The sequence below is a fragment of the Paraburkholderia sp. RAU2J genome (assembly GCF_003634845.1).
Taxonomy (GTDB): Bacteria; Pseudomonadota; Gammaproteobacteria; order Burkholderiales; family Burkholderiaceae; genus Paraburkholderia; species Paraburkholderia fynbosensis.
In genome coordinates, this window is record NZ_RBXG01000001.1 from 2,999,601 (window position 1) to 3,021,826 (window position 22,226).

The window sequence follows — 22,226 nt, forward strand, 5'->3', positions numbered from 1 at the left end:
TGCTTTCGACCTGTGGAGCGATGACATCTGCCGTTTGATTAGTTGAGGAAGGCATAGATGTGCAGTAGGCAACAGCCGTGTTAGCGGCGGTGCAAATCCGACACTAAACTGACGTATATCGCATTGTTGAAGCACGATTGCCAGCGCAGCAGGCGAGGCCCCAGCTTCGAGACAGATTTGGCGACCTGAGTTTGGCATGATTATTTTGCATTGCTAAGCGAACAGGACGATTTTGCGCACTCGAGTTCTCCTGCGGGCTGGCATCTGAGCGCCAAAGAGAAATTCTTCAGCGACCGTAACCTTCTGCCTGCCGGGGACGAACTATAAGTCGGATGTCGACGCTATGGTCTCGGAGAGCCGTTGACCGTCTGGCGGGGAGCCAGACACGGGCAGGCGCTACGGCTGACTTGCTGTCCTGGGCCATCACGCTACCCCGTGCCTCCGTCCGGCGGTCTGTTCTCTGTCCGCAGTGGAGCGCCGGGCCGTTCATGGATATTTGGACTATCTATCCCTATGTTACGAAAGACCCTTAAACGTGCCTGCGGTTTCGGCCTCGCGCTGCGCGTGCTATGCATGCCCTGGTTGCTGTTGCTTGCCCGGATCTGGTTTGGGCAGGTCGTCTTCGTGCACCAGATCATGACGATGGCAGAAAGCCCTCACGGTGGTCTGTTTTCCGGCGACCTGCGCGTCCCGTCCGGGCTCGATGCAGCGCTGCACAGTGTGGTTCCGTTGCTGCTTACCATGGGGCTGCTGACTCGTCCTGTTGCGCTGGTGCTGCTCATTGAGACAATCGCAGACAGTCACGGTGCGCTGGCCGTGGGCGCACAGGGAGCCAAACTCGCGCTCCTTTCGTGGCTCATCGTAAGCGGGGCGGGGGCCATGTCGCTGGACAATCTTCTGGGGCGCGGTTTGTCATGGATCCCATTTCGCCCAATAAGGCTCACGCGTGGGCTTTATGTCTCGCTCGAACGTTACCTAGGCCCGCTTCTGCAGCTTGTCATGCGTGCCGGGCTTGCCGCTTCACTCGTTAACTTCGTTTTACCGGTTGGTTCGTGGTTGCAGGAAGGGATGTTGGGCGCCGCGGCGACATCTCTTGTCCATCCAGCGTGGTGTGGGGCGGCGCTCGCGTTGGCGCTGGTGCTTGGCTGTGCGACGCGGTTTGCCGCGCTGTTCATCGCGGTAATGGTTCCAGTGGCTGGTATCGCCATGTCGACGGACGACCGGCTGGCAGTCCTGCTTCTGCTTTTTGTGCTCATGGTCGCGGGCGGTGGCGTCTTCTCCCTCGATTGGCTGTTTGGCCGGTGGACGGGCAGTGAGTCGCAGGAAGACGATCCTGTCCCGGAAAACCTGCCTCATGTCGTTGTGGTCGGGGGAGGCTTTGGCGGCGTCGCAGCCGCGCAGGGATTGCGCAATGCGCGCTGTCGGGTCACGCTGATCGACCAGCGCAACCATCATCTATTTCAGCCGCTACTTTACCAGGTGGCTACGGCCGCGCTGTCGCCCGCCGAGATCGCCACGCCGATCCGCAGCCTGTTCCGGCGTCAGCGCAACGTTCAGGTCAGGCTAGGGCAGGTGACGGGGGTAGATGCGGCCGCGCGCGAGGTACACATCGGCGTGCTACCCATGAAATTCGACTATCTGGTGCTGGCGACGGGCGCTCGCCACAGCTATTTTGGCAAGGACAGCTGGGCGCCTTTTGCACCAGGACTCAAGAGTATCGAAGATGCGACCGCCGTGCGCAGCCGCCTCTTGCGGGCGTTCGAGGAAGCCGAAAGCGCAGCGAGCGAGACCGAGCGTGCCGCGTGGCTGACTTTCGTGATCGTCGGCGGCGGTCCCACCGGCATCGAACTGGCTGGAGCCATCGCCGAACTGGCCCGGCACGGGATGGCCGAAGAATACCGCATGATCGATCCGGCCATTGCTCGCGTGATCCTGTTGCAGTCGGGTCCGCGGATCCTGCCCACTTTCACCGCTACGCTATCCAGCGCCGCAGAACGCTCACTGCAAGCGCTCGGGGTCGAGGTCCGGCTCGACACCCGGGTGCTGGGAGTGGACCGCGAGGGTGTCGACATTGGCGGGCAGCGCATCGCCGCCCGTACCGTTCTATGGGCGGCGGGCGTTGCAGCATCGCCCGCTGCTCAGTGGTTGAATCAGACCACTGATCCGTCAGGACGGCTTGCCGTCGCCGCTGATCTGTCCGTGCCGGCTCTGCAACGGATCTATGCGATTGGCGATACCGCGTCCTGTCTGGGATGGCGCGGCGCAGTTGTTCCTGGTCTCGCGCCGGCAGCCAAACAGCAGGGCCGGTATGTGGCTGGCGTGATCGTGGCCAGTCTGACGGGGCGGCGCCCACCGCCGCCGTTTCGCTACCGGCATTTTGGCAGTCTTGCCACGATCGGGCGTCAGGCGGCCGTTGCCGAGATCGGCAGGCTTTGCGTATGGGGGGAGCCCGCGTGGTGGTTTTGGGGCGCAACTCATATCGCCTTTCTGGTCGGCGGACGGAACCGGGCCATCGTCATTCTCGATTGGCTCTGGGCGTATCTCACCTACCGGCGCAGCACGCGACTCATTACAGGCGATACGCGAGACAAGATGATGGATTGACAAGGCGAGCCGTACCAAGAGGTGACGTGGTGATGGGATCCAGGGGCGAACTTCTGGTACGTGTGCGTTTCTCTGCCGAGGCAACTTGTGTAAAGCTGCCTCGCTTTCCTGTCGACGTCATCTATAGATCGTGTCGTCGAACAGTGCACGGGTCCCGTCTCATTGACAGGATCCGTTTTCAGGATCGATCGAGCTTATTTCAAGGTTGCCAGCGCGGCGACCACCTTATGGGGTTCCGCTCGACCTGTCATGTAATCCACGTCGACATGCGTGAAGCGAATGACGCCGGCCCCATCGATCACATACGTTGCCGGAACCGGAAGTTCGTACGAATCCTCCCCGTTACGCAGCGCGATATCGTTCTTGAAGACGTTCTTCGAAAACGCCTGTAACTCATCCCCGACCCGGAACACGATGCCGAACTGCCGTGCCACCGCGTTGCCGTAATCGCTGAGGACCGGAAACGTCAGCTTGCTCTTCTCGGTTGCCACGATGCCGTGATCCGGCTTCTCCGGAGAGATGGCAATCAGGGTTGCGCCAAGCGCTTCGATCTTCGGTAGTGCTTCTTGCAAGCCGCGTAGTTCGAGATCGCAGAACGGACACCATTCGCCGCGATAGAAACTGATCACCACCGGCCCCTTGGCCAGCAGAGTCTTGAGCGAGACCTGATTGCCGAACGCGTCGGGCAGCGTGAAGTCCGGTGCGGATTGTCCGCTCTTCAACGCGCCATCGATCGCGCCGGATGCACGGACACGCTCCATATCGCCGGCAATGATATTGAACTTCTCGCCTAGCTTTTCGTGAACCATTGCCTTGTATTCCGACGAGGCCTGTTTGACCGACATGACGTGCTCCTTGTATTCGTTGACACGGTAAATGACCGGCTGACATCGCCGGGCACAGGGTTGAGAAGGGCGCGTCCGCCTTGACGTTCGGCGCGCCTCGATGTTTCGCCACAAGCTTGTTTGTAGCGGTCGATACAAATATCGTTTACGCCCGCCCAGCCTGTCAATGCAATTTTTAGCTACTGCTACAAATAAGCTATGATGGCGGCATGGCACGAACAATTGCATTCGACTACGATCGGGCTCTGGAGCGGGCGACGTGGCTGTTCTGGAAGAGCGGCTATGCCGGCACGTCGCTGCGCGATCTGCTGAAGATCATGGACATCGGCGAAGGCTCCTTTTACAACACCCTCAAGAGCAAGAAGCAGCTTTATCTGGCGTGCGTGAGACGCTATGAAGAGACGGAGGGGCGCAAGCGCGGGCAGGCCCTGATGAGCGCGCCGACGGCTAGCCGGGGGATTCACGCGCTGTTCGGTGTGGTGCTCGACTGCCTCGACAATCCGTCCACGCCGTCGAGGCTCTGCATGATGGCGGCGATGGCCTCCGAAGAGGTGCTGTCGGAGCCCGAGCTGCGCAAGCTTGTCGAGGATGGCCTGGGAAGCTTTCACGCTCGTCTCGTCGAGCGGCTGAGCCAGGATCGAGACGAGGGTCGATTGCCTGCAACGCTGGATCCGCACGTTACCGCATCAGTTGTCGTCACCTATCTGCAGGGCATTTGGCGTATGGCGCTGGTGGACTACGACCGGCCTCGTTTCGAGCGGCAGATCGATGCATTCCTTACCGGATTGGGACTTTAGCTGCCTGCGTTCTCAGACGCTTGGCTGTCACGGCGACCTTCATTGCTTCGACTGGTGGTCGAGAAGATCGAAGGCCTCATCGATATAATGCGTCAACGGATGCGCGGCGTCTTCCCGTCGCCAGTTGTCTTTAGCAAACCGAAGCGTACCCATAGCCATCATGGCTGTTAGACGTCAAGCAGGCCGCCGAGTCGGATCTGACCATAGCTCGTACATCGCCTCGGCCAGTACCTCCTCCAACTGCATATGACGCGCTTCTTTGCGTAGCCGAAGCGTGTCTATCGATCGCAGGATTCGGTCCGCCATAATGGAATCCTTGGTCTCATACATTGAGGCTAGGGCCAAAAAAAAATCGCGGCAATCTGTCATCTAACAGCGTTGAAACGATCGTGGCCGGCGTGCTGGCCGGCGTCGGCATTGGCATGTTTCGTCGAGCCTCGCTCGTCGGTGAATTTCGGCACACGGATGTGGTCACGGTTCTCGACGAATTCGTGAACGCACCCAGAGACGTCAGCCTGATCTGGCCCAAGCGCCGATTCGTACCTACACGCGTACGCAGCGCGACGGATTTTCTTGCCGCAGCCCTCTCACTGCGTATCTAGCGAAGCAGTTCGATTCGTATCGCTCCAGATCACGGCGTACGATAGCGTTCCGGCAGTTGTGGGCCTGAGGAGGTGTGTTGCCGACTTACATATCGAACGTTACGAATAGAAATTGATGAGCCCTAGTGTGCTTGATGGCTAAAACCGGCGATAGCCTATCCTGCCATCCCTCGTTTTTATGTTGTTTTTAATGCCCCGATCTAAACGTTTTCGGCGAGGTCGGCCGTGAATTTCCGCGAGGTAGCCGGGGGGAGTTCGCGGGCGACACCCCTGAGTCTGCTGGCTTTCCTTTGCTGGACTGCATACTGCCCATCGTGAGTCCGTGATGTCGATTGATCGAGTCTGCATACAGTGCAGGACGATTCCTGCGTGGTAGTCCGGTCCATGGTGGATGGCTGAATGCCGGATGTCCTCGAGGCTTGCCGCTGCAGTCGGCAATCGCATGCTCCGAATCCATGAGATCGATCCGGCTTCGGCAGCCTGCTCTGTTTCCAAAATCCGTGCGGTCGTTCCCGAGGTTATGCAGGCGGGCTGTCGCGAGTCTGTAGGGTAAGAGGAAAAGTCTGCGAACTTGTCGTGTTGCTGTCGGCGCAGTCGTGATGTCTGCCTGCATCTCTTCCAAACTTTTTCAAGATATCTATCGGGGTCCGTTGCTCGCGTCCGACGCGTCCAGAATTTTTCTTTTATTCCGATGCGATCCCGCTGATTCCATGGTGTTCCGGTCGCGAAATTCTGGCTAAAAGCGGGTATTGACGGCGTCTTCCTGAGTGACCAGGATGAAGTGAAGAAAGCGGGATGGAGCGACTCATGCCGGTTGCGAAGAGCTATACACGTGCGCAATGGGATGAGCTTGTCCACTCTCTCGAATCACTGCCTGTTAAGCCGGAGGCCGAGCAGCGCGTCCCGATTACCGATGCGATGAAAGAGATGCGGGTGGTGATCGGCGCGGTGAGGGAAAAGGGATATACGCTGGAAGAAATCGTTGAGCATGCAAGGGGCAAGGGCGTCGAATTTAGCGTTGGCTCTGTCAAATACGCGTTATATCCATCGAAGAAAAGCAAGCCACCCCGACAGGCGGTAAAAGAATGTGCACGAGGCGATGCCGCACCATCGCCTCGCGCGAAGAAAATAAACCAGGGCAACGTACAGCGTGCGGAAAATGCCCGCAAGAATCAAAGGCAGGATGGGGAAAAGGTAGTCAACAAGCCGGGGGCCATGGTGATGCGTGACGCGTTCTCATTTGAGATCACGCCCGACACCGAGAACCTTTAGAGGATCCAAATGGATACGCGGACTTACCCCATCTATCTCGTTGGCGGCAGTAAGGGCGGCGTGGGCAAGAGTTTTGTTGCGCTCGCGCTGGCCGATTATCTGCTACGGCGGGAGATTCATGCGGCCCTGGCGGAAACCGATACCTCCAATCCGGACGTGATGAAAGCGGTTCGGGACGAGATGCATTGCATCGCATATAACCTGGATGATGCAAACGGCTGGATCGGCCTCGTCAATTTCTGCGACGAGCACCGGGACGCTGCAATCGTCGTCAACACGGCGGCGCGGATTCAGACGGGCGTGGCGCAATTCGGTGCGACACTGGCCGGTGCGCTTGGCGAGCTTCGACGCCAGCTTGTTGTCCTGTGGGTGATCAACCGGCAACGCGACAGCCTTGAACTGCTGAACGCTTTCAGCCAGACATTTCCGGACGCGGTGACGAACGTCGTGCGCAATGGCTATTTCGGTCCGGCGGACAAGTTCACCCTGTATCAGGGGTCGCAGCTTCGCCGCTCCGTCGAAACGCGCGGTCATTCGCTGGACTTTCCCGATCTCGCGGATCGCGCTGCCGACGAGCTTCGCAGTCAGCGCCTGTCGATCCGCAAGGCGGCGGAGACGATGCATATCGGCGAGCGGGTCGAACTATTACGCTGGCGTTCGTTGTGCGATGCCATGTTTGCCAAGGTAACGGCCGATGCGTAACAGGCGGGCGAAGTCGCCTGATGCGCTCGCCCGCCTGTTCCTCGACGTCACGGGCGAGGTGCCCGACGACGCCAGCCTCCTGCGCATGCGCCGGATGTCCGGCACGCTGAACCTGCGCGACAACGATGCGCTATGGTCGGTCATTGCCGTGCTTGAATACTACGTGCGGCTATATGAGGCGATGCCAACGCGCATCCGGCATGCGGGTAATGGCGGCTTCGATTCGGTACGCCGGGAAGCGGAGGCGGCGACCGACGCCCTGATGCGCCAGCATCGTGACGCGCTCGCGCGCTGCAAGGAGACGATCAAGCTGGCTGAGGAAATGACCCGGGAGCACGAGGCGCGCTATCGGGCCGTGCTGGCGACATTGAGCGACCAGTCTCTGACGGTGCTGGCCGAACGGGCAGCGGGCAAGATTGCGCGCGTGGCCGGAAACCGCCTCGTTGGCGTGTCGGCTGTCGCCTCGCGCGAGCAGCGTGAGCGACTGGACGGCGCGATTGCCCAGGTAGCTGGCGCGGGACAGGTGGCGACGCGTGACATAGTGCGCACATTCCGCCGCCTGCTCGGAGGCATGCTGGTTGTCCTGCTATTGGCGACGGGAGCGGGCGCGTGCGTTGGCTGGTGGGCCGGTGTTCATGCCGCGCAGGCAGGATATGCGGGCCGGTGACAGACAGGGGAAGAAGCCTCACCCCGTTGCCGGGGCGAGGGATTCACGGGTTATGCAGCGTCCCGTGTTGCAGGATGGCTGTTTATGGATGCTGCAGTCGGGAAGGGCCACGCGGGGCGTGGGCCGTCATTCACGGCGTTGGCCTGATCGTCCGATTCCTCGGCATGGTTAGCCGGAGCGGACCCTTCCGTCTCCTGCTCATCGTCCCCATCACCCCCGGTGTCGTCTTCGTCGTCCGTGTCGCTTCCCACACCGAAGGTGTGGAAAACCGGCACATCCCGATCGGTGAACATTTCCGGGAGCCACGCGGATTTTGCGAGCCGCGGTTCCGCCGACGCGGCGGCATCGCCCTTCTTCATCTTGCTCAGGCCAAGAGCGATCCTGGGCGACGCCGACTGCATGGCGACATCCACGATGCGCGCCTTGCTGACGTGATCGAAATACGAGGCGCAGGTCGGCGTCCAGTACCGTGTCATGTCGAGCTGCAGCACGTTGCTCAGGGCGTTGTTCGCGTGCGGCCCATCTGTGCCGGTGACCCCATCGAGCAGGGTGCCGGTGCAAAAGGCGAGCAGGTCGAGCAGCGTCGTGCCGGGGTCCTGCTCGACCCGCCACGGTAGCAGGTCGGCCAGTCGCGCGGGCAGGGCCGTGACCTTCCCCGGCCAGCATCCTGAATGAACGCAGCACGTCGAACGGGTCGAGACCTTCGCGCTGACTGTTTTCGATGAGACTGATAGCGAGCGCTTCGCCTTCGCTGACAATCCGCACAGGGACAGCATAGTCGTCCCCGATGCGCCCGGCCTTGTGCAGCAGATCAAGTGCCGCATGGCGGCGCTGACCCGCGCAGAGCGCCGAGCTTGCGCTGCTTGCCACGCGATCCGCGCAGTTCATGCACGACGAGATTCTGCAGCAGTCCCTTCGCGGCGATGTTGTCCGCGAGGCCGGGAATCCCGGTGAGCGGCTTTGTGCGCGTGTTGAGCGGGGAGAGTCGCAGGCACGAATAGGGCACGGCGACAACCGGCTGCTCGTTGCCGAAGTTGCTTTCGAGCAGGGGCATTTCCGTGGCGTCGGTAGTCTCGATGGCTTGGGTAACGGTTTGGGCTTCCATGATCGGCTCCAGATAGAAAAGACAGGTTTCGGGTCACTTCACTCGATCCGATCAGGAGTTGACCCGGAGAGGACTCCTGATCGAATGAATGGAGGGGTGGCCTGTCGGCGTACCCCTCCGGTGAGGGTTATGCCTTCATCTGGCGCATGGCGTCAGCGAGCATCCACAGCGCGCGGTTCAGCTTCACGTTCTGGTCGATGCCGGTCACAGGTCGGGTGGACATCGCACGCCCACTTGCCGAGCGCCCGCGCAGTCCGCCTTTCGTGAGGTTTTCCTGCACGCGGTTAAAGACCGTCCAGAGGTCGTTGTCGCGATCCTCGAAGCGGCGCGGAAAGAGCAACTGGTTCCCGGTGACAGGCGCGGGGGTGGTGGCGTCGGTCGGGTCATAACGCAGGGCGAGCGCGGAGCGCGCGAAGGCGGTCTGCTCGTCGTGGTTCAGGGTCACCGCCTGCATGCCTTCCTTCTGCTCGCGGATCAGGTCGAAGCCGTCGAGCACATCGAATGCGCCGTTGATGACGTTCTGCACTATGTTGCCCTTGTGCGGCACGCGGATATCGGCCACGTTCTCGCCTGCGACCATGCCGTTCTGGCAGACGAAGCGCAGCACGCCCGCCAGCATCTGATAGCTGCTCGTGCCGTCATGGGAGTTGAGCAGGTTGATTTCGTTGGCTTCGTCGCCGGTGATCGTGTCGGCACGGCGAAGGCGAAGCATGTGTTTGGTGTATTCGCGCCTGCTCTCGTCGCGCACGCGGGTCTGGCAGACCATGAACGGCTCGAAGCCTTCGTTACGCAGGCCGCGCAATACATCGATCGTGGGAATGTAGGTGTAGCGGTCCGAGCGGCTGTCGTGCTTGCCTTCGGCAAAGATCGATGGGGCGACGTGGTGGATCTGATCGTCGGAGAGCGGCGCGTTCGAGCGGAGGATCGGGGAACCGGAACGGAAAGAAGAGGCGAGTTGCATGGCAATCTCCACAGCAAAGGGTTGAGGGCACGGACCGGGCGATGGCGTGTGCCTTGCCGTTGTGGTTGGGCACCTTCTGGTGGAACCCGGGGTTGGCTTTGCTGCCGCCAGGCTCCCAGGTTCGTGCCCGTGCGACTCAGGGAGCCGATAGCGGGTAGGTGTCAAGGAAAAAGGCGAGGGAGGGGTGCGGGCGACACGGTCCCTCGCCCCTTGACGCCTGCCCGCTATCGGCTACGGTCGCGGGGTCAGGGCGGGAACCTGGGAGCCGGGTGCATGCCATGCCTCGGGGTTGACCGGGCAGGGATGCCGCGCGGCGAGCGCGGCTGCGTGGCCGTGCCGGCCACGCCTGGATGGAAGGGGCGGGGTTACTGCTGCGCCTAAAGAGGAATCTGTCACAGGAGGACATGAGGGTATGTCTGTCTCACATCTTCGATGTGAAGCTGGTTAGGAAGATGGGAAAGCAATGGGTCGCGCTGGCCAAACGTATCGTGGCAGCTCGCTCCGAACGGTCGGCGAGTTACGATCCACATACATTTTCGCCCCGGCGCCCGCGTACGAGAGAAAGGGCAGCTTCATCATCGGTTGTGAGCAGGTTTGCTCCCGCGAGCTTTTCCCTACACACGGCTTTAGCCAGGCTCTGACCTCGCTTCTGCATGAGCCATCGGATAGGCCACACCCGCGCGGTCTGATCCGCGGACGCGGTTACCACCCGCTGGCCGTCCGGGCTGAAGGTGGCGGAGCTTATCGGTCCCTGGTGCCCGCGGAGCTGCGCGATCACCTGGCCAGTCGCCGTGTCCCACACCCGCGCGGTCCTGTCCGCGGACGCGGTCACCACGCGCCCGCCGTCCGGGCTGAAGGCGGCGGAGAAAACCGGTCCCTGATGTCCGGTGAGCTTCGCGATCACCTCGCCGGTCGCCGCGTCCCACAGCCGCGCGGTCCTGTCCGCGGACGCGGTCACCACGCGCTGGCCGTCCGGGCTGAAGGCGGCGGAGAAAACCGGTCCCTGATGCCCACCGAGCTGGGCGATCTGTTTGCCCGTGGCCGCATCCCACACCCGCGCGGTCCTATCCGCGGACGCGGTCACCACGCGCCGACCGTCCGGGCTGAAGGCGGCGGAATAAACCAGATCCTGGTGCCCGCTGAGCTGCGCGATCTGTTTGCCCGTGGTCGCGTCCCACACCCGCGCGGTCCCGTCCCAGGACGCGGTCACCACCCGCTGGCCGTCCGGGCTGTAGGCGACGGAATCAACCGGGCCCTGATGCCCACCGAGCTGGGCGATCTGTTTGCCGGTGGCCGCGTCCCACACCCGCGCGGTCCTATCCGCGGACGCGGTCACCACCCGCTGGCTGTCCGGGCTGAACGCGGCGGAGTAAACCCACCGCTGATGCCCACCGAGCTGGGCGACCTGCTTACCCGTGGCTGCGTCCCATACGCGCGCGGTCTGATCCCCGGACGTGGTCGCCACCCGTTGGCCGTCCGGGCTGAACGCGGCGGAAAAAACTGCCCCCTGATGTCCGCTGAGCTGCGCAATCCGTTTGCCCGTGGTCGCGTCCCAGACCCGCGCGGTCCTATCCGCGCACGCGGTCACCACCCGCTGGCCGTCCGGGCTGAAGGCGGCGGAAATAACTGACCCTTGATGCCCTCCGAGCAGCAAGATGCCCATCGCCGCGTCCCATGTGCGCGCGGTCCTATCACGGGACGCAGTCACCACCCGCTGACCGTCCTGGCTGAAGGCGGCGGAATTCACCGGCCCCTCGTGTCCGGTGAGTTGTGCGATCACCTGGCCGGTCGCCGCATCCCACACCCGCGCGGATTTGTCATCGGACACGGTCACCACGCGCTGGCCGTCCGGGCTGAAGACCGCGGAGCTCACCGGTCCGCGATGGCCAGTGAGTTGCACGATCACTTGGCCGGTCGCCGCGTTCCACACCCGCGCAGTGTTGTCACCGGACGCTGTCACCACGCGCTGGCCGTCCGGGCTGAAGGCGGCGGAGAAAACCGGTCCCCGATGCCCTATGAGCTGCGCGATTACCTGGCCGGTCGCCGCATCCCACACCCGCGCCGTCTTGTCATCGGACGCTGTCACCACGCGCCGGCCGTCCGGGCTGAAGACCGCGGAGCTTACCGGTTCCCGATGCCCGGTGAGCTGTGCGATCACGTGGCCAGTCGCGGCATTCCACACCCGCGCGGTCCTGTCCGCGGACGCGGTCACCACGCGCCGGCCGTCCGGGCTGAAGGCGGCGGAGAAGACCGGTTTCTGATGCCCGCTGAGCTGCGCGATCTGTTTGCCCGTAGCCGCGTCCCACACCCGCGCGGTCCTGTCCGCGGACGCAGTCACCACACGCCGGCCGTGCGGGCTGAAGGCGGCGGAATAAACCAGATCCTGATGCCCGCTGAGCTGCGCAATCTGTTTGCCCGTAGCCGCGTCCCATAGCCGCGCGGTCCTGTCCGCGGACGCGGTCACCACCCGCTGGCCGTCCGGGCTGAAGGCGGCAGAATAGACCAGATTCTGATGGCCACTGAACTGCACAATCTGTTTACCCGTGGCCAGGTCCCACACCCGCGCTGTCCCATCCCAGGACGCGGTCACCACCCGCTTACCGTCCGGGCTGAAGACGGCGGAATCAACCGCATTCTGATGCCCGCTGAGCAACGCAATTTGCATCGATGCTTGCGCGCCACGCATAAGCTCAGGCTCTGCTTCTACCGATCCCGGCGAGAGCCAACCGTTGCCCATTGCCAGCATGGCGAAGCGCATCGCGCGGTCATAAATTCCCGCGTCGTTCGCCGTCGTCGCGGCCGACACCAACGCAAGGGAAGTCTGGCGTGCGACCGCCCGAGTCTGGTGAATGAACCACCCCGCAGTCACAATTAGAAAGAATACGATCGCGCCAATCAGTACCTGGATGCGTCGCTGCGTGCCCTGTCCGTGCCTGCTCTTCCTTGACATGGGCTCGATCCTCAACGATTTGTTGCAACTGCGACTCGCGCTCCGCGCGTGCGACCTCCTCGCGCCCGCGGCAAGCCTGTAGATAGGAAAGGTCGGCCGCGCCCAGCCGAAAGCAATTCGCACATGTCAATTCGTAAAGAAATCGCTCGCCCCACACCGTCGCCCAGACGTCTGGCGGCTCCTGGTCGCATCGTCTCACGCCACACTACGCACTCGATTCTAAGAAACAGCACATCAGTGCGCACCATTGTCCGCTGACAAGGAGCAACCTGCCGTTGATGTAGCGTCGGGACCAATGACCGGAGTGGGTGTGCGCCGTGAAAAGGCGGCGCTTTCCCAACGGGCGTCAGCCCCGCCCGGCAACCGCGCCAGCTGGAAGCAACCTATAAGGACTTTCCCCTTTTTGGCAAGCTTGAGGTTCATTCGGTCATTGATTGATTCCGATGTTGTGGCGGACGCGATGGCAGATCGGCGGCGGGGCAGACTGCATACCTATAAACGGCCTTGTTGGGGGCACTGTCACTTCTGTGCCCGGGCCTGGATAGTAACCGCGCAGCAGGACTCCATCCGGAGCGCGGCGCCACGCATGAGATGCGTCGCCTGGAGCTTCCTCGAGTTCGCCTGCTGCCGGTCTGACCTGTCGCTATCCATGCCTATTGCGTCCTTGGGTTGGGAGTGGCCCCTTTTGGGGTGCTGTACGGTGGTGTCCTGCGTTTCAGGGATCGTGGTGCGGCTCACGAGTCACGACGGACGGATTGGGGTATAGGAGGGATCGAAGCGCTCGCCTTTGGCGAGGATCGCCCAGAGGATTCGCGCGTGCTTGTTGACGATGGCGACCAGCGTTTGATATCAGCCCGCCCGCGCGCGGAGCTGAACGATCCAGCGCGACAGCCGGTCGGTTCGTCGATGTGCACTCGTTAGGGCCGAGCGAGCACCCTGGAACAGCAGGGTGCGCAGATAGGTGTTGCCCTGCTTGGTGATGTGGCCGAGCCGGGTCTTACCGCCACTGCTGGCCTGTTTGGGCACAGAGCCAAGCCAGGCGGAAAATTGCCGTCCGTTGCTGAACACGCGCGCGTCACCGACGGTCGCGACGGCGGCCGACGCGGTGAGCGGCCCGATACCAACGATGGCCATGAGGCGTTGCGCGTTGGTGTCATGTTTGACCCGCGCGGCAATCTGCGAGTCACACCACGCGATCTGCTCGTCGAGGGCGTGGATGTGATGCCAGCCGGCGAGGAGCGCGGCGCGTGCGATACCGTCCAGCTCTGTGGTCCCGTCCTCCAGTGCCTCGACGAAGGGTGTCAACGGCACTCAGGAATTGATACAGTTTCTGTCGGCATCGGCACTTCAGATTTGATACACCGGGTTGTAGTGTTATTGCGGTGCCGACCGCATTCCGTTGGCGGCGTTCTCCTTTGTCGTAGTCGATCTCTTCATAACCAGTCCGGCGCGCCGCTTGTCGCGTAGTCGATAGCTCTCGCCCTGGATCGCCACGAGGTGAGCGTGATGCAATAGCCGGTCGAGCATGGCAGCAGTGAGCGTTGCGTCATCGGCGAACGTCTGGTCCCACTGCCCGAATGGAAGGTTGCTGGTCACGATCAGACTGCCGCGCTCGTATCGTTTGGCGATCACCTGGAAGAACAGGTTGGCCTGTTCACGGCTCATCGGCAGGTACCCGATCTCATCGATGATCAACAGCCGGTACGGGTTGATGAACCGTTTGAGGGCGTCGCCCAGCTGATTCTGCCGATGTGCCGTGGTCAGTATCATCAGCAGGTCTGCTGCCGTAATGAAGCGCACCTTGATTCCAGCTTGCGTTGCTGCATAACCAAGCGCCATTGCAATGTGCGTTTTGCCTGTGCCACTCGGTCCGAGTAATACGACGTTCTCGTTTCGCTCCAGAAACGTCAGACTCGCCAGCTCCTGAACCTGCGATCTGGGCACACCGCTGGCTGCTGCGAAGTCGAAACCGTCGAGGGTCTTGATCGTCGGGAAGCCTGCCAGGCGTGCAAACGTCGCGCGCTGCCTGACGAGCCGCGCCGTGTGCTCGGCCTTAAGTACCGATTCGAGAAACTCTGTCAGGTTTACCTCATCGGCGATCGCCTTTTGCGCCAGGTGCGGCAACGCGTCCGCGATGGTCGTGAGCTTCAGCTGGGCGCATAGCTGCGCCACTCGTTCGTGTGCGATGTTCATGCGGCAACCCGAATCAGCTGGTCGTACACGGACAGCGGGTGCTGTAGCGGAGATAGCCAGTCGTGGAATCGCTCGCGCAACTCCTGTCCGCTCGCCGGTGTCGTTGCTGGCAACAGCGACGGATACGGTGGCGGTACGCTCTGCAAGGCCTTCTGCTCAACAAGCAACTGCTCGCCTGGCTTCAAGCGGGTCGTTCCATGTATCCGGACATGCGCAACTTCGCGTAGCCAACGCCAGACTTCAGTGTTGGCGGTCGTCACGTCCAGTTCGACGTTGGCCGCCTTGAACTGGGCGGCCAGCGGAACGTAGAAACTGCGGCGCAAATATCCGTTCATCCGTTCGACCTTGCCTTTGGTCTTCGCGCGATAAGGCCGACAAAGCTGGGGCTGAAACCCGTAGTGCCGGGCGAAGTCGAGAAACCCCGGCTGGAAACGGTGCTGCTTCGGACCATAAGCATCCCGCTCGATGACAACGGTCTTCATATTGTCGTACAGCGCACGGCGCGGCACACCGCCGAACCAGTTAAAACAGTTGACGTGACACCTGAGCAAAGTATCGAGTCGCATGTCGGAAACGAATTCGACGTAAGTCGCGCGGCTATAGCCGAGAGTGGCCACGAATGCGAACAGATTCGCTCCTTTGCGCCGGCGGAACTCGACCCAGTCGACCTGCATCTGATCGCCCGCGGCAGTCTCGAATCGCACCAAAGGATCGGGCGCCGGTAGAGGCCGCAATGTCGCAACGAACTTGCGCACGATTCTCTCGCCGCCATTGAATCCCTGCGATTGGATCTCGCGCCACAGAACTGTCGCTGGAATCCAGTCCGGTGCCGCTGACGCGATCCGTTCCCGAAGATAGGCTTCGAACGGTTTCAGTATCGAATCGCGCGCAGTCGCTGCGGGCCGAAACATCGGCGCGTCCTGCGTCGCCAGATATTTCCTCACCGTGTTGACGGAGCAGCCAACCTCACAAGCAATGGCACGCAGGCTCTTGCCCTGCTTGTGCAATATCCTGATCTGCATGTATCCCTCGTACGAGATCATCGCCGCTCAAAGCGGCCATTATCCCTTCGTCGAGGTGTATCAATTCCTCAGTGCCGACGGTGTATCAATTTACAGGTGCCGATGACAGTGGGCACGGAACGCGTCGATGCCTTGTGGGAGGAACACGCCGAACTCGAACAGTTCGCCACGCAGGCGGTTGACGAGTGCTGTACGCTCCTCGACGAAGCCGCTGCGCATCCGGTGCAGCACCAGCACGTTCTGCTGATCAGCGGTCTTCAGCGCGACGAAACGCATATGGGGGCGACTCGCCGCTTCACAGATGGCTTCCGCGTCCAGCTGGTCGTTCTTCACGTGCTTTCCGCCTTTGCGGTACGCCGCGGCGAACTGTGGGGCGATCAGGCGGACTTCGTGGCCGAGCGCGCGTAGCTTTCGGCCCCAGTAGTGGGCCGCGCTGCAGGCTTCCATGGCCACCAGGCAGGGCTCGAGATTGGCGAACCATTCGAGAAACTTCTGCCTTGGGATCGCCTTTCTGACTGCCACGCGCTCCATTGAGTCGACTCCATGTACCACGATCAGGTTCTTGGTGGAGGGCGACAATGATTGCGTCCGGTGTAGCGACATTCATCTTGGCCGGTAGTGAGGAGTCGGAGGCGGCGTAGCCGCCGCAGACGACGAGCTGCCGGCGGCGCCGGGTCGGCGAGGTCTAGGATGGCTGACTGAATCTAAAAAGAGGCGGTCAGCCCATGTCTGGAACCCGCATCACCGACCAACAGGTCCGCCTCTACATGAACCAGCGCAAACTTCATCCACAGAAGGTCGCCGCAGCGAAGTCGGGCATGAGCGAGCGCACGGCGCGCCGCGTCGAACGTGAAGCCGGGCTTCCGTCGCAGCAGCCCCGGCGCTACTGGCGCTCGCGTCCTGATCCATTTGCCGACGTATGGGAAGCCGAAGTCGTCCCATTGCTGCACAGTGCCCCAAAGCTGAAGGCGATCACGCTGCTGCGCAAATTGCAGGAAGACCATCCCGAGCGCTTTCCCGACAGCATGCGTCGCACGTTTGAGCGGCATGTCAGCCAGTGGCGCGCGCTCGAAGGGCCGAACCGGGAAGTGTTCTTCCCTCAAACGTATCAGCCAGGCGCGCGAGGCCTGTCGGACTTCACCCACATGGACAAGCTGTGCGTGACGATTGGCGGCGTTCCGTTTAACCACCCGCTGTATCACTTTGTGCTGGCGTTCTCGCGCTGGGAATACGCCAGTGTGGTCGATGGCGGAGAGAGCTTCCAGGCGCTCGCGACGGGATTGCAGAACGCGCTGTGGCAGGCCGGCGGGTGCCCGCGCGAACACCGCTCCGACAGTCTGTCGGCGGCCTTCAGGAACCTGCAGGAAGAGGAAGACTTCACAGCTCGCTATGCGGCGCTACTCGAGCACTACGGGATGCAAGGCACGCGCAACAATCGTGGCATGGGTCATGAGAATGGCAGTGTCGAATCCTCGCATCGCTATCTGAAGGATCAGATCGATCAGGCCCTGGAGCTGCGAGGTCACCGCGACTTCGCGGACCGGGGCGCGTACGACGAGTTCGTGCGCGGGGTGGTGATGCGCCGCAACCGGCGTAATGCTGCAGCGTTCCAGATCGAGCGCGAACACCTGCTGGATCTACCTGAGCACCGTACCACCGACTTCGACGAAGAAGAGGCGCGCGTGACACGCTGCGGCACGTTCACCGTGCGTTGCGTCCTGTACAGCGCTCCGTCGCGGCTGATCGGTCATCGCCTGAAGGTACGCCTCTACAGTGACCGGCTCGATTGCTATCTGTCCGGCGCGCTCGTGCACAGCACGGCGAGAGCCACACACACGAGCAAACGGCGCGGTCGCGGCATCGACTACCGGCACTTCATCGATTCGCTCAAACGCAAGCCGCAGGCCTTCCGGGGCCTCGCGTTCCGTGACGATCTGTTTCCGCGTGAAGCCTACCGTCGGACCTGGGAGCGACTGGAGCAGGCGCTGACGCCGCGCAGCGCATGCAAGACCATGGTCGGCCTGCTTGAGCTGGCAGGAAACCACGGCGTCGAGGCGCAACTCGCCGAGAGGCTCGATGCATTGCTCGAACTCGGTGAACTACCCGATCTGAGGGCGCTGTTCGATGAGTTGGCGCCGCGCCAGGCCGAGTGTCCGATGGTTGTCGTCGAGATGCCGTCTGCCGCGCTTTATGACACGTTGCTCGATGAGGAGCTGCTCGCATGAACGCCGCCTACGATGCTGGCCGTATCGCGCTGATGCTCAACGAATTGCGGCTGCCCACGATCAGCCGGTTGTGGCCGGACTTCGCTGAACGCTCGGACAAGGAAAGCTGGCAGGCGTCGCGCTTACTCGGCGCATTGCTCGAACATGAACTCGCCGAGCGGGCCAAACGGAGAATCGAGCGTCATCGAACCGAGTCACATCTGGATCCGACCAAGACGCTCGCCACCTTCGACTTCGGCGTTGTGCCGATGGTCTCGAAGGCGCATGTGATGGCGCTGGCCACCGGCGATTCGTGGCTTGAGAAAGGCGCCACGATCCTCCTGTTTGGTCCACCCGGCGGCGGAAAAAGTCACTTGGGGTCCGCCATCGGCCATGCGTTAATCGACGCCGGCTATCGCGTCTTGTTCACGCGCACCGGCGAAATCGTGCAGAAGCTCCAGGTCGCGCGCCAGAGTCTGCAACTGCCTTCGGCGCTCGCGAAGCTTGACCGCTTCGACCTGATCATCCTCGATGATCTGTCGTATGTGAGGAAAGACCAGGCCGAAACCAGCGTGCTGTTCGAGCTGATCGCCGAGAGGTATGAGCGGAAAAGTCTTCTGATAACAGCCAACCAGCCGTTCTCAGGCTGGAATGACGTCTTCCCGGACCCCGGCATGACAGTGGCGGCCATTGACCGGCTTGTGCATCACTCGACGATCTTCGAACTGAATGTTGAAAGCTATCGACGCCGCAAAGCCAGCGACAAACAGAAGGAGCGGCGCCGTCAATTACCCGCTGACAATCCGAACGGAGCGACAACCATGTCCAATTGACAGCGACAAACATCTCGACCGACCGGCCAAGATGTTTGTCGGTAAACCGGACTTCCTGCTTGACGCTGTCCATTCTTGGCGAGGTCGACGCCGATACGAGTAATCTTGTCCATCACGTTACCCCTTCTCAGATGGGTTGCCAGCACCAACCATCGTGGCATATCGCTACGCCACGGGATGGGGAAAGTCCTTTCTAATTCGGAGCAGCTATGGAGGCAACGAAGTGGCTGAAGCCTTCGGTGATGCGTGTCACAAATTGGTGACAGCGCGAGTGTGCAGGCCGTAACGCGAGTGAACGCCGAGCAAACCTCGAAAAGGTCGATGCGCAGGCCGACCCGACAACCCTATCGGGGAAGGCTGATACGACTGGGCGAATGAGCAGGCTGGATGCCCAGTCGCTGCGCCGGGGTAGTGGCGACAGCATGTACACAAGGAAAGCGTACGCAACACGGGAAGTCCCTCGGCGTGGTCAGGGATGACCAACCGGACGCCCGCGAGGGACAGGCCGGGCGCCTCGGGATGACGGAGAGGCCCGTAGTACTGGTGAAGCCGGGTAATGCCGGTGGAGGGAAGGGGCCTCAGTTCAAGACCAACGCAACACGTAGTGAGGGACCTGGAGATTGGGCAACCTATCAACTCCGATCAGTGTTCAGAAGCTGCAGACGGCGTTACACGCGAAAGCGAAGGCAGAAGCCGGGTACCGCTTTTACGCTCTGTACGACAAGATCTACCGTGAGGATGTGCTGGCGCATGCGTACGCCCAGTGTCGCTCGAATAGGGGCGCGCCGGGTGTCGATCGGCAACACTTCGCGGAGATCGAAGCGTACGGGGTGCAGAAGTGGCTCGGTGAACTGGCGCTTGCGCTCAGGCGGGAGAGTTACCGGCCGGATCCTATCAGAAGAGTGTTTATCCCGAAGGCCAATGGCAAGCTGAGGCCACTGGGCATCTCGACCTTGCGTGATCGGGTGTGCATGACAGCAGCGATGCTGGTGCTCGAACCGGTCTTCGAAGCTGACCTTCCACCAGAGCAATACGCTTATCGTGCGGGGCGAAATGCCCAGCAGGCGGTGATCGAGGTGGAGGAACGGTTGCATCGAGGGCAAACGGACGTTGTCGATGCTGACCTTGCGGACTACTTCGGAAGTATTCCACACGCCGAACTGATGCTGTCGCTTGCGCGACGCATCGTTGATCGGCGCGTGCTGCATCTGATCCGGATGTGGCTGGAATGCCCCGTGGAAGAAACCGATACCCAAGGCCGGAAGAAACGTACGACGGAGGCCAAAGACAGCAGACGTGGCATTCCGCAAGGCTCACCCATCTCACCACTGCTGGCGAATATTTATATGCGCCGGTTTGTGCTGGCATGGAAGAAGCTCGGACTTCAGCGCAGTCTTGGCAGTCGCATTGTGACCTACGCGGACGATCTGGTGATCCTGTGCAAGAAAGGGAAGGCTGAGGAAGCCTTGTCACGAATGCGCGAGATCATGGACAAACTGAAGCTGATGGTCAACGAGGAGAAGACACGAATCTGCAAGGTGCCGGAAGGCGAATTCGACTTCCTGGGTTATACGTTTGGGCGGCTGTACTCAGCGACGACTGGTCAGGCCCGTATGGGCATGCGTCCGTCGAAGAAGAGTATCCGGCGCATGGTCGAAAAGATTCATGCGATGACCGCCCTCAAGACGGTGTGGCAAGAGACCACGGAGCTGGTGGGCAGGTTAAATCGCACGCTGCGCGGCTGGGCGAACTACTTCAAGGTAGGCTCGGACAGCCGCGCGTATCGGGCGCTCGACAGCTACACCGCTACGCGGTTGCGTCGGTGGTTACGCAACAAGTACAAGGTTCGACGTCGCAGAGGCGGGACTTATCCATCCCAGCACCTCTACGGGCACTTCGGTCTCGTGCGTCTGACTGGTCCATGGTTGTGAACCTGCCGTGTGTGAAGGCGTGATGTCCTGTCCGAGAGCCGGATGCGGGTGTAGTGGTCTAATTTCCTCGGACAGGTCGATAGGGGGACAATCCGGAATCGACGAGGAAAAAGAGCAGGATGACAAGAAGGCGCCGACAATTTGACACCAGCTTCAAGCTGGAAGTGGTACGGATGGTACGGGACCAGGGGTTATCGGTCAGCGAAGTCTGCCGGTCGATGGACCTTGTTGAGACAGCCGTGCGGCGCTGGGTGGCCCAGTACGACGCAGAGCGTGCGGGCGGCCCCGGCGAGGGCAAGCCGTTGACGGCGGAACAGCAGCGCATCCGGCAACTTGAAGCGGAGAACCGGCAATTGCGCGAGGACAATGCGCTGCTAAAAAAAGCGTCGGCCTTCTTTGCCCGGGAACTGAAGTGAGTTACCGCGTGGTAACTCACTTGCAACAGGAGGCCGTATCGGTCAGTCACGCCTGCCGGGTGTTGGAGGTGAGTCGCTCTGGCTACTATGCGCACCAGCGCGCTAAGCCGAGTGCAAAGAGTCTGCAGGAGCGGACCCACGTCAAGGCAGCATTCGTCGCCAGTGGCGCGAGCTATGGCAGCCGCCGTGTGATGCATGCGCTGCGGGAGCATGGGCTGCATATTGGTCGCTACCGGGTGCGGACGCTGATGCGCGAAGCGGGCCTGCGCACGAGCTGGAAGCGCAAGTTCGTCTCGACGACCGACAGCAGGCATACGCTACCTGTCGCGGAGAACGTGCTCGACCGGAAATTTGAGGTCGCCGAGCCCAACCGCGCGTGGGTTTCGGACATCACGTATATCCGCACGGCGCAAGGCTGGCTGTATCTGGCGGTCGTACTGGACCTGTACTCACGCAAGGTGGTCGGCTGGTCCATGGCGCCGACCATGCCGGCCGCACTGGTCATTTCGGCACTGACCATGGCGCTGCAGCAGCGTCGGCCAGCGTCAGGCCTGCTCCTGCATTCGGACCGGGGCAGCCAGTACGCGAGCGATGAATACCAGGCCTTGCTCAAGCAGCATCACGTGGTTTGCAGTATGAGCCGCAAAGGAAATTGCTGGGACAATTCGGTAATGGAGCGGTTCTTCCTGAACCTGAAAATGGAGCGCGTGTGGCAGCGTCAGTACGCCAACCACGATGAAGCACGGCGCGACATCAACCAGTACATCGTCGGTTTTTACAACGCAGTACGCTTGCATTCGACTTTGGGCTATCTGTCGCCCGTTGCCTACGAGGCAAAACCGACAGTAAAAGAACCTATCAGCCTGTCCGAAATAACTTGACCACTACAGGGAGATCTGCATGTCCGGTTCGATGAGCGGGGTGTGGAAACGGAGTTAGGGCGAGGTTACTCGGGCACCGCCAGACGAAAGGGGCGGCAACAGACAAACCCAACCTACTGCCACCGCGCCACATCTCGATATAGGTAGCCTGTCCTGCATTCCGTGATACTCGTCACAGCTGACAGGTAGCTGTCGGCGAAGGCGGGACACGCACCCCGTGGACTACGAATAACATCTCGCA

General features: G+C 61.5%; 18 protein-coding genes and 1 pseudogene. 10 read left to right on the forward strand and 9 right to left on the reverse strand.

Annotated features, from left to right (window positions below; all coding sequences use genetic code 11):
- The first annotated feature begins 513 nt into the window (after positions 1 to 513).
- The gene (locus B0G69_RS13755) at positions 514 to 2,604 is read left to right on the forward strand and encodes an FAD-dependent oxidoreductase (protein WP_121317720.1); all 2,091 of its coding nucleotides are present in this window, start codon (positions 514 to 516) and stop codon (positions 2,602 to 2,604) included.
- Between the two features lie 194 nt (positions 2,605 to 2,798).
- Here B0G69_RS13755 and B0G69_RS13760 read toward each other — a convergent pair whose 3' ends face one another.
- The gene (locus tag B0G69_RS13760) at positions 2,799 to 3,563 is read right to left on the reverse strand and encodes a peroxiredoxin-like family protein (RefSeq protein WP_199731208.1); all 765 of its coding nucleotides are present in this window, start codon (positions 3,561 to 3,563) and stop codon (positions 2,799 to 2,801) included.
- A gap of 95 nt (positions 3,564 to 3,658) precedes the next feature.
- On the opposite strand from B0G69_RS13760, the gene B0G69_RS13765 reads away from it, so the two are divergent.
- From B0G69_RS13765 to B0G69_RS13785, 5 genes are all read left to right on the forward strand, one after another.
- Positions 3,659 to 4,246 (forward strand): TetR/AcrR family transcriptional regulator, encoded by a 588-nt coding sequence (locus B0G69_RS13765; protein WP_121317724.1) that lies wholly within the window; start codon positions 3,659 to 3,661, stop codon positions 4,244 to 4,246.
- Positions 4,247 to 4,575: 329 nt separating this feature from the next.
- A complete protein-coding gene (locus B0G69_RS13770; protein WP_277873539.1) occupies positions 4,576 to 4,848 on the forward strand; it encodes a LysR substrate-binding domain-containing protein in 273 nt (90 codons plus the stop codon).
- 807 nt (positions 4,849 to 5,655) lie between these two features.
- Entirely contained in the window at positions 5,656 to 6,120 is a 465-nt protein-coding gene (locus tag B0G69_RS13775) for a hypothetical protein (RefSeq protein ID WP_121317726.1), read from the forward strand.
- Positions 6,121 to 6,129: 9 nt separating this feature from the next.
- A complete protein-coding gene (locus tag B0G69_RS13780; RefSeq protein ID WP_121317728.1) occupies positions 6,130 to 6,822 on the forward strand; it encodes a protein mobD in 693 nt (230 codons plus the stop codon).
- Positions 6,815 to 7,489: a hypothetical protein gene (locus B0G69_RS13785; protein ID WP_121317730.1), complete on the forward strand. Its 675-nt coding sequence runs from the start codon at positions 6,815 to 6,817 to the stop codon at positions 7,487 to 7,489. Before B0G69_RS13780 ends, B0G69_RS13785 begins: the two co-directional genes overlap by 8 nt.
- 50 nt (positions 7,490 to 7,539) lie before the next feature.
- On the opposite strand, the gene B0G69_RS13790 is transcribed toward B0G69_RS13785, so the two are convergent.
- From B0G69_RS13790 to B0G69_RS13820, 8 genes and pseudogenes are all read right to left on the reverse strand, one after another.
- Entirely contained in the window at positions 7,540 to 8,265 is a 726-nt protein-coding gene (locus B0G69_RS13790; protein WP_347232470.1) for a hypothetical protein, read from the reverse strand.
- A gap of 35 nt (positions 8,266 to 8,300) precedes the next feature.
- The gene (locus B0G69_RS42955; RefSeq protein ID WP_347232471.1) at positions 8,301 to 8,594 is read right to left on the reverse strand and encodes a hypothetical protein; all 294 of its coding nucleotides are present in this window, start codon (positions 8,592 to 8,594) and stop codon (positions 8,301 to 8,303) included.
- Positions 8,595 to 8,721: 127 nt separating this feature from the next.
- On the reverse strand, positions 8,722 to 9,555 hold the full coding sequence (locus B0G69_RS13795; protein ID WP_121317732.1) for a DUF932 domain-containing protein: 834 nt from the start codon (positions 9,553 to 9,555) through the stop codon (positions 8,722 to 8,724).
- A gap of 517 nt (positions 9,556 to 10,072) precedes the next feature.
- A complete protein-coding gene (locus tag B0G69_RS13800) occupies positions 10,073 to 12,505 on the reverse strand; it encodes a WD40 repeat domain-containing protein (protein ID WP_241991324.1) in 2,433 nt (810 codons plus the stop codon).
- 849 nt (positions 12,506 to 13,354) lie between these two features.
- Positions 13,355 to 13,810: a transposase gene (locus B0G69_RS13805; protein ID WP_241991325.1), complete on the reverse strand. Its 456-nt coding sequence runs from the start codon at positions 13,808 to 13,810 to the stop codon at positions 13,355 to 13,357.
- Positions 13,811 to 13,879: 69 nt separating this feature from the next.
- The gene (istB, locus tag B0G69_RS13810) at positions 13,880 to 14,698 is read right to left on the reverse strand and encodes an IS21-like element helper ATPase IstB (protein ID WP_121317734.1); all 819 of its coding nucleotides are present in this window, start codon (positions 14,696 to 14,698) and stop codon (positions 13,880 to 13,882) included.
- A complete protein-coding gene (gene istA, locus B0G69_RS13815; protein ID WP_241991246.1) occupies positions 14,695 to 15,720 on the reverse strand; it encodes an IS21 family transposase in 1,026 nt (341 codons plus the stop codon). The genes istB (B0G69_RS13810) and istA (B0G69_RS13815) overlap by 4 nt, the downstream gene beginning before the upstream one ends.
- Positions 15,721 to 15,828: 108 nt before the next feature.
- Positions 15,829 to 16,323, reverse strand: a pseudogene (locus B0G69_RS13820) (IS110 family transposase); the annotation flags it as partial.
- A 122-nt stretch (positions 16,324 to 16,445) separates the two neighbouring features.
- Here B0G69_RS13820 and istA (B0G69_RS13825) point away from each other — a divergent pair.
- From istA (B0G69_RS13825) to B0G69_RS13845, 4 genes are all read left to right on the forward strand, one after another.
- Positions 16,446 to 17,945 carry an IS21 family transposase gene (istA, locus tag B0G69_RS13825; RefSeq protein WP_121317736.1) on the forward strand — a complete coding sequence of 500 codons (1,500 nt, stop codon included), beginning with the start codon at positions 16,446 to 16,448 and terminating at the stop codon, positions 17,943 to 17,945.
- Positions 17,942 to 18,757 carry an IS21-like element helper ATPase IstB gene (gene istB, locus B0G69_RS13830; RefSeq protein WP_121315180.1) on the forward strand — a complete coding sequence of 272 codons (816 nt, stop codon included), beginning with the start codon at positions 17,942 to 17,944 and terminating at the stop codon, positions 18,755 to 18,757. Before istA (B0G69_RS13825) ends, istB (B0G69_RS13830) begins: the two co-directional genes overlap by 4 nt.
- 620 nt (positions 18,758 to 19,377) lie before the next feature.
- Positions 19,378 to 20,688 carry a group II intron reverse transcriptase/maturase gene (ltrA, locus tag B0G69_RS13840; RefSeq protein ID WP_121317738.1) on the forward strand — a complete coding sequence of 437 codons (1,311 nt, stop codon included), beginning with the start codon at positions 19,378 to 19,380 and terminating at the stop codon, positions 20,686 to 20,688.
- 119 nt (positions 20,689 to 20,807) lie between these two features.
- A protein-coding gene (locus B0G69_RS13845; RefSeq protein ID WP_199731125.1) for an IS3 family transposase occupies positions 20,808 to 21,985 on the forward strand; the annotation gives its coding sequence in 2 pieces (ribosomal slippage) (positions 20,808 to 21,075 and positions 21,075 to 21,985; 1,179 coding nt in all).
- Positions 21,986 to 22,226: the final 241 nt, after the last annotated feature.